This window comes from Acetobacter sicerae, assembly GCF_011516765.1.
GTDB classification, from domain to species: Bacteria; Pseudomonadota; Alphaproteobacteria; order Acetobacterales; family Acetobacteraceae; genus Acetobacter; species Acetobacter sicerae.
In genome coordinates this window covers 20,225-29,857 of the sequence record NZ_JAAABN010000023.1, presented here as the reverse complement: position 1 = coordinate 29,857, position 9,633 = coordinate 20,225, and the positions used below count along the sequence as shown (strand labels likewise).

General features: G+C 55.9%; 11 protein-coding genes. All 11 read right to left on the bottom strand.

The window, feature by feature from the left end:
• Positions 1 to 170: 170 nt before the first annotated feature.
• The 11 genes from GVI59_RS16210 to GVI59_RS16160 all read right to left on the bottom strand — a co-directional run bounded on the left by GVI59_RS16210 (position 171) and on the right by GVI59_RS16160 (position 9,627).
• Positions 171 to 497, bottom strand: coding sequence for a hypothetical protein (locus GVI59_RS16210; RefSeq protein ID WP_173575135.1), 327 nt, complete (start codon positions 495 to 497; stop codon positions 171 to 173).
• 42 nt (positions 498 to 539) lie between these two features.
• Positions 540 to 4,247: a hypothetical protein gene (locus GVI59_RS16205; protein ID WP_173575134.1), complete on the bottom strand. Its 3,708-nt coding sequence runs from the start codon at positions 4,245 to 4,247 to the stop codon at positions 540 to 542.
• Entirely contained in the window at positions 4,244 to 4,792 is a 549-nt protein-coding gene (locus GVI59_RS16200) for a phage fiber-tail adaptor protein (protein WP_173575133.1), read from the bottom strand. Before GVI59_RS16200 ends, GVI59_RS16205 begins: the two co-directional genes overlap by 4 nt.
• Positions 4,789 to 5,217, bottom strand: a complete 429-nt coding sequence (locus tag GVI59_RS16195) for a cell wall hydrolase (protein WP_173575132.1) — start codon at positions 5,215 to 5,217, stop codon at positions 4,789 to 4,791. Before GVI59_RS16195 ends, GVI59_RS16200 begins: the two co-directional genes overlap by 4 nt.
• Before the next feature lies 1 nt (position 5,218).
• A complete protein-coding gene (locus GVI59_RS16190) occupies positions 5,219 to 5,356 on the bottom strand; it encodes a hypothetical protein (RefSeq protein ID WP_173575131.1) in 138 nt (45 codons plus the stop codon).
• Positions 5,357 to 5,463: 107 nt separating this feature from the next.
• Positions 5,464 to 5,757, bottom strand: coding sequence for a hypothetical protein (locus GVI59_RS16185; RefSeq protein ID WP_173575130.1), 294 nt, complete (start codon positions 5,755 to 5,757; stop codon positions 5,464 to 5,466).
• A gap of 73 nt (positions 5,758 to 5,830) precedes the next feature.
• On the bottom strand, positions 5,831 to 6,895 hold the full coding sequence (locus GVI59_RS16180) for a hypothetical protein (protein ID WP_173575129.1): 1,065 nt from the start codon (positions 6,893 to 6,895) through the stop codon (positions 5,831 to 5,833).
• A complete protein-coding gene (locus tag GVI59_RS16175) occupies positions 6,895 to 7,473 on the bottom strand; it encodes a DUF2612 domain-containing protein (RefSeq protein WP_173575128.1) in 579 nt (192 codons plus the stop codon). The genes GVI59_RS16180 and GVI59_RS16175 overlap by 1 nt, the downstream gene beginning before the upstream one ends.
• Positions 7,473 to 8,669: a baseplate J/gp47 family protein gene (locus GVI59_RS16170; RefSeq protein WP_173575127.1), complete on the bottom strand. Its 1,197-nt coding sequence runs from the start codon at positions 8,667 to 8,669 to the stop codon at positions 7,473 to 7,475. The genes GVI59_RS16175 and GVI59_RS16170 overlap by 1 nt, the downstream gene beginning before the upstream one ends.
• Positions 8,669 to 9,010 (bottom strand): hypothetical protein, encoded by a 342-nt coding sequence (locus tag GVI59_RS16165; protein WP_173575139.1) that lies wholly within the window; start codon positions 9,008 to 9,010, stop codon positions 8,669 to 8,671. Before GVI59_RS16165 ends, GVI59_RS16170 begins: the two co-directional genes overlap by 1 nt.
• On the bottom strand, positions 9,010 to 9,627 hold the full coding sequence (locus GVI59_RS16160; RefSeq protein ID WP_198912165.1) for a Gp138 family membrane-puncturing spike protein: 618 nt from the start codon (positions 9,625 to 9,627) through the stop codon (positions 9,010 to 9,012). Before GVI59_RS16160 ends, GVI59_RS16165 begins: the two co-directional genes overlap by 1 nt.
• Positions 9,628 to 9,633 lie beyond the last annotated feature (6 nt).

Sequence of the window (9,633 nt, the reverse complement as noted above, 5' to 3'; positions counted from 1 at the left end):
TAGCTGCAGAAGTGAGGAGAGGCCTCCTATAATGGAAAGGCGAACTCTTAAATAAAGATCGTATCCACCATATAAACACTGACGCTCGATGTTACTTCCCCCCCCCCGCAATATCAGGCCCGCATTAACCGCCCGCCCTAGTTCGCAGCCAATACAGCAGGTGTTCGATCTCAGACTTTCGGCGGCTTGCCCGGCCTCGTATCGTCAGGATGCACGCCTAACTTCGCAGCGACCTCAACGCGCGGCACGTCAGACGGGACCATGACCGCTTTCTTTCCGGGCTGGTAAGCGTTTGCGGCCCATCCCCGCGCCTGAGCAATCGCAGAGACGATCGTGTAAATCGCCACCCAGTGACTGCCTGGATGCGGTGGCTTCCAGAACCTGAGCGCCAGAGCGCACGACGCGATGGTGAACGACACGAGCGCAACCAGATCGCCAGAATACGGCTCTGGGAGCGCCGAGTAGAGCCACGTCAGGATTGATGAAAGAGAGTCCATTATTGGCTCCGGTTTTGTGTAACGGGCCGAAGCCCTCCCTTTTTACGCCGACGCGATAGCAGCACCGCTGTCTACGGCCCACGTGTTCCCTGCGCCATCCGTGAACGTCGTTGCGCCTGCTGTCTGCGTGGTGAAATCAGGGTTCCAGATCGCAGTTCCGGTTCCGTCATAAATAACCACGGAGTAAATTTTCCCGGCGTTCTCAGCTAGATGGCCTACCGCCATAGCATTCGGTGCGGACGGTTGGTTAATGCCGTTGTGAGAAACGTTACTCGACGATACGGTTGGCAGAACTGAATATGTCTTCCCCCCGTCGGTTGAGAGAGAAATCTGCATACCGCCGGTCTCAATAACATTACCGAGCGTGTCCGTGTACGAGTTTGCAGTATCGATATTCATAACACTGTGCAGTTTTACACGGCCTGAAATCCCCGTGGGCAGCGCAGATGTATTATGGCAATACGTTCCACCGCTATCGTAAGCCTGAACAGATACTGTGCCACCAGTGCTGATAAGTAGGTTTACCTGGCTGTTTGATTTTGATGCGCCGGTTGTCGGGTAATTTCCGATGATCAGGCTGTTATTCGTCGTGTTAGAATAACTATCGAGATCAATATCGGCAAATATCTCTGCGACATTGCCCGTAATCAATTTGGCTGAACCTGCTGTCGCGCCAGAACCAGAGGATGTGGCGGCGAGATAACTGGCTCCAACAACCGGCTCAGTCGTGACGGTGAGAGATACCGCGCTCGGATTTGTCAGAGACCCGTTGTTCGTAGCACTGAGGGCCACGGTTTTGGCCGTCGTCGGGGCGGTGTAGGTGCTGGACTGCGCTGCTGTGCTACCGGCAGAGAAAGTCAGCGTCTCTGGAGAGAACGACCCCCCTGCATCTCCGTCAGATAGCGTGACGACGATATCAGACGTGTTTGCTGCGCCGTCACCCGGAGTTACTGTCAATTTTGATGCTCCCCCGACAACGACAGATGCCGGAGACGCCGCCAGAGAATAGGTCGTGAATGGGACAGTAGCCGCTGCCGCCGTAACAGAAAGGGCCGACGGATCAGTCAGGCCGCCGTTGTTTGTGGCCGAAAGTGTCCCTGTGCCGGACGCAGAGGGTGTGAACGTGAATGTCGCAGCCGCATCAGAACCGGCTGCGAGCGTCACTGTCGTTGGAGAGAACGATCCTGCAACGGTCGAGGTGGGCGTTACGACAACCGCCGTGCTGCCAATGGCTGCATTAGGAGTGACAGTATAGGTCGTTGCGGTGCCTGTAGTTAGAGACGCAGAGCCAGTCAGAGTGTAAGCAGTCGCAGTCACGGCAGGCGCAAAGAACGTGCCTGTCACCTGATTGGAAATCGGACTCTCACCGCCCCCTCCAAGCGCCGTGGCGACGTAATTGCGCGACCCGGAACTCAGTGACGTATCAGTAAACAGCGTGTCTGATCCTGCGGCTCGCCCGATCAGTGTCTGCGTTGAGCCGTTGACCGCATAGATATTGAATGCCCCCACAGACGTGCTGCCGATATTGGCTGGCGCAGATATAGGGAGGGTTGGATAACCGGCAGTGCTGTTGCCGGGCGTTCCAAGCGTCGGCGCGGATGGAGCCGCTAGGGTAGATCCTGCCTCAACGATATCAGCTGGAGACCATGATCCTGAAAACAGACTGTTGGCCGCAACGCTGACAGAAAATGCAGTCCCGGTCTGCGCGTCGAGAACTGTTGCTATCAGCGGGGAACTCGTCGGATTCCAGATACCGACACCGCGATGACCATCCTCACCGACAACGCAACCGGCCACGAGATCGGTAGCGTTGTATCCCAGAGCAGGGCTCACGCAATAACACGGATAATCTCCGCGACGGAAAACCTGCCCGAGTTGCGCAAGAATATATCCGTCCGGCTCCAGAGACCACGTGCCGTCCGATTTTACCTGCGTGACTGCACCGTATCCACCAGTTGTCGCATTCGGATCGCCGAGATATGGGCCTCCCTGCTGATTGAGTGCGAGGTTCCACTGCATAGTGCCGACCGCACCATATGCCATCTGCCCGAAAATATAGTCTCCCAGAAGCGTCCGCATCTGCGCGTCGAGTGTGTACTGCGAGCCGAACATATATTCGGTGCCGATCACAATGCCGTCGCCTACATACTGAGCAATATCGGTGGCTTCCTGAGTAGGGTGACCAGTATATCCGTGATACCCCACGCCTGCGAAAAATTTGGCATTCACGCCGGAGAAGTTGTTCAGAACAATCTGTTTTTGCGCTGCCGGCCCCCACGACGTATCTGCGGAGATAATGCGAGTATTCAGACCGACAGCCCGCAATGCAGACGTAATATAGCCTGCGGCAGTCGTCATATCGGAAACGACCCATCCTGTTTTTGCGTAGGCTGTGTCGGTTTCCTGAATCTCGTTCTGGATGCACAGGTAGCGTGGGAAAATCCCATAGCGTGCCAGTGCGGAGAGATATTTCTGCCAGTACAGCGCGAGAGCCTGAAAATTTGCCGTGGTTCCCTGAAAATATCCACCACGAATAGTTGCTGGTGATTTCATCCACGATGGCGGCGACCACATCGACACGACTAGATCGACGTCGGGGCAGACTGCCAGAAGTTCCTGCCAGAACGGAATAACGTACTGAAGATCGGGCGCGATGGAAAAATTGGCCATCGTCAAATCGGCGACACCGCCGTTTTCGTCATACGAAAAATCAGGCCGGTAATCGAAATCCGAAACACCGCACGTCATGCGAAACAGACGCCAGCCGCATGTCTGCGTCAGCGTCGTGAAATACGCGGTCCGCTGTGATTTCGTCATCTGCGTCATAATTGCGTAGATCGCCGCTCCGGTGCCGCAAGCCCCGAAACCAAGCCACGGATTTCTGCGTGTTTTTGTCGGATCGACAACAATCAGGCGACCAGCAGGCCCAGAGAGAGATGACGATGCTGACAACGTGATCGGAGCGAGTGGCGTCTTTACCGCCGTGTCCGTGACCAAACCGGTCGGCTGGAAAAAATCGCCGGTCGAGAACGTCGCTGCCGAACCGCCAGTGCCACCGCCGGTTTTGGCAGCCGCCTCGATAGCAGCTCCAGTTGTGGTGACGGCCCCATTGACCGTGATTTTCTGACCGGCGATGTCCGTGCTGCCGGATGTGTTGCCTGCAACGACCAGACCAGCCGCCGAGAGGTTTCCTTTCGTATCCACGGACAAATTCCCGCCCGCAGGCACCATGACGCCGCCAAGCGCTGTGGCTGTTGCTGGCGAGAGAGCGCCGCTTCCGCCACTCCCGTCACCACCAGTCTGGGACGCCTGCTCAAGCGCAGTATTCAGAGAGACTGTCTGGCCACCGTATGTGACTGGATTGGCGCCGATATTCGTGCCGGATGTCCCAGACGAAACCAGACCTGACGTGGCAGACTCAATCTCCGACGTGACGCCGCTGGTTGTCGCATATCCACCCAGTGTCGTTTCGAGGCTGGTCTCTGTTACGAACCCGCCAGACTGGACGGCCCCCAGCGCCGCATCCGCCGTTTCCTGTGCGGACGATACACCGGACGAGATTGTAGTTAATGACTGCTCAACCTCCTGCGCAGCGGATGTGGCAGAGTTCGCTGCTGCCGTAGCAGACGAAGCGGCATTGACCAGAACAGCACCGTCCGCGTTGACCCACGCGCCGTTGCGAACGACTGGTATGAGGTCGCCGGCCTGTGGCGTGACGGCAGATGTGGTGCTGAGAGAGACGTCGGTCATGGGATCAGGTAGGCTCCGGTATCGTCGGTGAGGTATGTGCCGTTCAGGCTCAGGGCATTCGTGGGAATGAAATTGCTCGGCGGATCAGTCGCCGGAGTTGCGCGTGTGATTTTGATCTCGATCGGGACGGCTTTTGTGCGCCCCTCGACTGTCTCGACTGTGACCACGACGCGCTGTTTCGTGCCGGGCCGACCCGACGCGAGCATGATGACGACGATCTCGCCCTGATAGACGTCCGCCCAGAGGTCGGTGAGGTCGTATGTCAGTCCGGTCGTATCGGGATAAGTGACTGAGACCACCTCGATCGCGTCTCCTGTATCCGCGAGCCACGACGAGAAATCGACCGCATAGTCGAGAATGTCCGCGCTTGATTTCGGCGGGAACGTGGCTCGGCACTGACAGGAAGCACCGCCGAATTCCGGGATGATGCCGCGCAGTCTGAGCGCATCCCACGTCGAGACGGAACCGCATGCCTCGGGCTGTCGCTCTGCCGGGACAACGTAGGTCCGGGAGGCTGATGGGATGAGGTTGTCAGGTAGGCTCATGTCATCACCTCCCCTGTTGCACGCCCATAAGGGCCGATCCTGAAAAACAGGTGGCTCCCGATATGCGCAATGGGCCTTTGGCAGTTCGCCCACTGTGGCGGCGTGATATGGACGCTGTAGTAATGATCTGCGCCATGAGTAATGTCCGGTAGCTTTCCGTTCACAAGCAACTCAGCCAGACTGAGAGCGATGGAGAACTGCGGATTTTGCTCCGTCACGGACAGCAGTTTTTCGTGGTTGGGGTCGTCTGCGTTCCAGCATGAGAATTGCCACGGACGCTGACAAACGCCGGGGATGTCATGCCCCCACCAGGAAGGTTGTGCGGCCCGATTGCCGATGACGTTCAGCACCGCATGCATACCGTCCGGGCCTTCGCCCCTTGCTTCACCCCACGCCGTGCGGGCAGCAATATCTGCGGGGGTCATCTCAGCGCCTCACCAGCCACGCGATCACGACACGCGACACGATCCACAGACCGGCAATCAGGCTGACAAGAATAAACCGCCATGCTTCCATCTCATTCATTGCTTGTACCAAGCCCGCATCTGGGATAAGATTTTTCACGTTCGGTCCTGCCGCGATCAGGATTGGACACAAGAAACCCCGGCAGGACGGCCATCCTCCGGGGTTTCGTTTTCAAGGCATTTCTCAGGCAGCCATCTCTGAGGCAATTACAGGGCCGTGAACCCGAAATGATGGGCTACGATGCCGCACGCCACACCAACGCCCACGGAGATTCCTAGCGTCACGTAGGTTCGCAAACTGCCAATCCGGTCCAACTTGTCGTTGAACTGCGTGAAGCCGGTAGCAAGTTGCTTCTCAAGCTGCTCGGCTCTGGCTTTGTTCTCTGCCGACAGGACGGAAACTTGGTTCGATAGCGACTGCTGGCCGTCTTCGAGTTGATCCACGCGATGTCTGAGAATACCGATCTCGACATTGAGTGTTGGCGCTTGTGTCTCAGACATTCAGTGTTCCAGAAATGAAAAACCCCGCTCAGTGGCGGGGTGTTTTAGGAGGCAGGCGAGGAATAGGTGCATATCATGATGTAACGGTTAGAAATTTCGTCACCTGATCGCCGTTACTGTCATAATAAACAATCGCCAGTTTCCCTGCTGCGCCACTGTAATAGATCGAATCAACCTTTGTATTTCCTGATCCGCTAGTATTTGTTGAGGTGGATATTTTAAGGTCATTCAGGTTTGACACCTGTGTATTCGTGGCGTTCAGGGCTGAATTGATGTTTTGCGTGTTCTCATTGAGGGTGTTGTTTGTGGACGACAGGTTGTCGAGAGTTGCAAAGCGTCCGTTTGTCCAGTCCTGCGTGGCAAGGATATAACTCGTCATTGTTCCTGATGCGTTATATCCAGAAAGGTATGGCGCGCCGGAAGCGTTGCTGTAATAGGCTGCTGATATCTGAAGATCCCCAGAAGCACCGCTTGTATTCGCGCTGGTCGCGACATAATTGCCCTTCGACTGCCAGATATTGTTGCCGTATCCGACCGATGGAATAGCGAAGGCTGAGGCTCCGGGAGGGGTTACCTGAAGATATGTTTGGTTTCCACCCAATCCAGATGCGTAATTGGATATCTGGATGTTCTGAACGTTCGCATTCTGACCAGCGGCGGTCCCGTTTACAAAATTTCCAGACACCCATGACTGCGTCGCAAGGATATAGTCCGTGGGGGAGCCTGCGTCGTTCCATCCACGCAAATAGGGAGCTGAATATCCATGACCATAGGCTGCCAGAGCGATACGCAGGTCTCCGCTCCCGGACGTAGCGGTGGTCGTTCCCACGAAATTTCCAGACACCCATGACGAGAGCGCGTAGCCGGATCTGATTGCTGCCAAAAAATTGGCCTGCACTGTAGCTATCGTCTGGCTGTCATTCGCGTCCTGCCCGTAATCGGCAATGATCTGACCAAGGACAGCTGCCCAGATCGTGGTCTGTCGCCAGATCTTATTGAAGGCCTTACTGACAGCGAGGCCTTGCTTCATGCCTGTTACCATACTGCCATTGCTGGCAATCTCGGACTGATATTCAGTATCGGTCAGAACATTCGCGTCATCCCCCGAAGCGAAAGATACAAAGCTATTCGTAGCCATCAGGATGAACTCGCAAAATTATATGTGACAGAAATGCCCGCGGGTTTGATCGGGATATATCCACCCACAATGATTGCCTTTGTGACGATGGCAGGCGTGCCAGTAATGGTGAATTCTACCGACATGGGATCTTCAGATGCTGAAACCGTGCATCCATCCGCACGGACCAGCAGAGCAAGAATGCTGCACGCACCAGGCAGCGAGCCATCCCATGAATTACAGGCTATCTTTGCTCGGATGATCGTTCTGTATTGAGCGTCCGCGAGCTGAGTAACTGTCGTGAGGGCATCACCAACTTCCCACCAAACGCCCTGATCTACGCCAACACCATCAGTGTCGAGAGAGAAATACTGATTAACAGAGAGCGCTACCAGACGCGAAACGCCCACCCATATTCCGATCGTGTCGAGTTGATAGCCAACAGCCTGATCAAGATCGAGAAAATCAGGAACCCCAGTAGCAACAGCGATATTGTCAGAGAACCCCTGCACTGATGCGCTGACGGTCTGGACGAATCTCGCTGCATTCTGATGCTCTGACGTTATCAGGTCCGTGAAATCTGATGTGTCTGTCGCCATCAGCCTGAAGCCGTTATGGTCACATTGCTGGATGCGGCTGTCGGGATAGCGTCAAAGGCAAGAGTGATTTTCGACAGCCCGCTTGCGCCCCCACTCGTCCCGAGCGTGATGCTATCAATCTCATAGGTATCTCCGCCATCCGCAGACGCCAGATTCGCATATGAGTAGACACGCCCTGCATAAATAGTCGTGCCGGTCGTGAGCCCAGATATGTAATCCGCGACGGCGCTGGCGATAGAGCTACCAATCGCGTCCGTGTATCCAGTGAGAGCGGTCAGATTGATCGCAACCGTGATTGTCGTTGTAACGGCGCGCTGAAAACTTATCGACCGGCTGTTGCCATAGCTATCGGTCACGGTTTCAGTGGTATTCCCAAATGTGGGGGAACCCATCGTTTTTTTATTGGCGATCACCGTAGCAATTTCGGCGGCATCGCCGCCTTCGACCACCATGCACGTTGAGTAAGCCGGGATGCCGTTTGCGTCAGCCGCATCGGTATCATTCTCATATCCGCAGACGGCTGTAACGCCAGAGAGAGAGAGTATCCCCCCCTCAATGCCATCGAGGACAGTCTGGCTCGGCAGCATTGTGCTGCCGGACTGCTGGAGCCTCAGAGATGCATCACTCTGCACCGCCTGCCCCGGCGCTGACGCTGTTGCGTTCGTGACACTCGTCCATCCATCCGCGGGGGTTGCGATGATGGTCAGTGTTCCAGCGCCAAGCATAACCGCGCCAGCAGTTGTGCATGTCGCCGTAACCGTTACCGTGCCGCCAGTCGGTATTGAAATGGGCGTCGGGAGCGACCAGAGGTATTTATATAGGGTGTCCCGGACGCTGCCGTTGGTGATCGTAGCGCCGACCGCACCAGAAATAACAACATCGCAGGTCGAATAGGTCTCTCCATCGCGGGAAATCCCGTTTATTTTTACGACAGAAGAAAGCCCAGCCCCCTGCGCGAAAGACGGGCGGAAGCTGTTGAAGGCCGCAATCGTGGCCTGATTGCTCGCATTCACTGCCTGCGCGATAATACCAATCCACTGGCCATCCTGCGTGCTGTTATCCAGAGAAACATCAGCGCCATAAATGCTGAGAAACTGCCCCTGAAGCCACTCAAGAATCTCTGAGTAGGTCGGTGCGTAAATGCCGGTCGCATCGACTGTGCAGGCGATATCTGAAACGCTGGATATGGCGACCATTACAATGAAACCGTCGTAGATCCGTAAATCGTTGAAACCCGAGCCTGTATTTCCAGATCTCTGCCGGTCATATTGCTGATGTAAGCATCAATGGACTGAACGCCCGGCGTATCGAGTATTCGCGCCCGGATAACAGCGTCGTAGGTGCCTGTTGTTCCCTTACCCAGAACCTGCGTGGCCCACGGCGTGCCATCGTCCGTGTCAGCAAACCACTCTGACAGCCATAAACGCAACCGCGTCCCGACAAGCTGCCCGACGGCTTCAGGGCTATTGACCAGATAGGCGTTAGCATTTGTTCCGAAGATCATATCTCCGGAAGCATCCATCGCGCGAACACGCATCACTGAGGCCCACCCGTTTCGTCTGTACCGGCCTTCACACCGCTGTGCGTGTGGCTGTCGAGCGAGATGCCGGCTCCAGTTATGTCACCCGTTGCCGTGAGGCTTCCTTTGACGGAGACGTTCCCGTCAATCTCCAAACCACCCGGCGCCAATATTTTGATTGAATGATCTTCTGGGTTGATCTGAATAGATGCAAGACCGTCGTCAGTTCGCAACTCGACAGCGTTTGCATTGATGTTCGATAGCGGCTTCACCTGACTGGTCAGGCCGGCAAGACAGATGCCATCAGAAAGGTCATGCCGCCTCAGATCGTATGCAGGTTGCGCCTCACCATTCTGCCACCACTCATCAATAGAGCGGCTGCTGAATACGACCATGCATTCATCCCCGGCAGATACCGGAAAGGTCAGAGAGCATCCACCGCCTCGGGGGAACCAGACCGGGCAATGAGGGAGAACAGGCATGTCATGCGGAGACCGAGTTCCGGTATCGTCAACATCGTAGCCCTTGACCGCTAATTTCACCGAGGCGACCGGAGTGCCGCTGACGACTGAAAACGACTGCACGACACCCGGTAGCATTGTCCAGATGCGCGCTTGCCGAGCGTCCAGCGCCATCAGAAA

What these genes read in the sequence shown, in the direction of transcription:
- GVI59_RS16210 (WP_173575135.1), bottom strand. Translation starts at nt 497, where the DNA reads ATGGACTCTCTTTCATCAATCCTGACGTGGCTCTACTCGGCGCTCCCA.
- GVI59_RS16205 (WP_173575134.1), bottom strand. Translation starts at nt 4,247, where the DNA reads ATGACCGACGTCTCTCTCAGCACCACATCTGCCGTCACGCCACAGGCC.
- GVI59_RS16200 (WP_173575133.1), bottom strand. Translation starts at nt 4,792, where the DNA reads ATGAGCCTACCTGACAACCTCATCCCATCAGCCTCCCGGACCTACGTT.
- GVI59_RS16195 (WP_173575132.1), bottom strand. Translation starts at nt 5,217, where the DNA reads ATGACCCCCGCAGATATTGCTGCCCGCACGGCGTGGGGTGAAGCAAGG.
- GVI59_RS16185 (WP_173575130.1), bottom strand. Translation starts at nt 5,757, where the DNA reads ATGTCTGAGACACAAGCGCCAACACTCAATGTCGAGATCGGTATTCTC.
- GVI59_RS16180 (WP_173575129.1), bottom strand. Translation starts at nt 6,895, where the DNA reads ATGGCTACGAATAGCTTTGTATCTTTCGCTTCGGGGGATGACGCGAAT.
- GVI59_RS16175 (WP_173575128.1), bottom strand. Translation starts at nt 7,473, where the DNA reads ATGGCGACAGACACATCAGATTTCACGGACCTGATAACGTCAGAGCAT.
- GVI59_RS16170 (WP_173575127.1), bottom strand. Translation starts at nt 8,669, where the DNA reads ATGGTCGCCATATCCAGCGTTTCAGATATCGCCTGCACAGTCGATGCG.
- GVI59_RS16165 (WP_173575139.1), bottom strand. Translation starts at nt 9,010, where the DNA reads ATGCGTGTTCGCGCGATGGATGCTTCCGGAGATATGATCTTCGGAACA.
- GVI59_RS16160 (WP_198912165.1), bottom strand. Translation starts at nt 9,627, where the DNA reads ATGGCGCTGGACGCTCGGCAAGCGCGCATCTGGACAATGCTACCGGGT.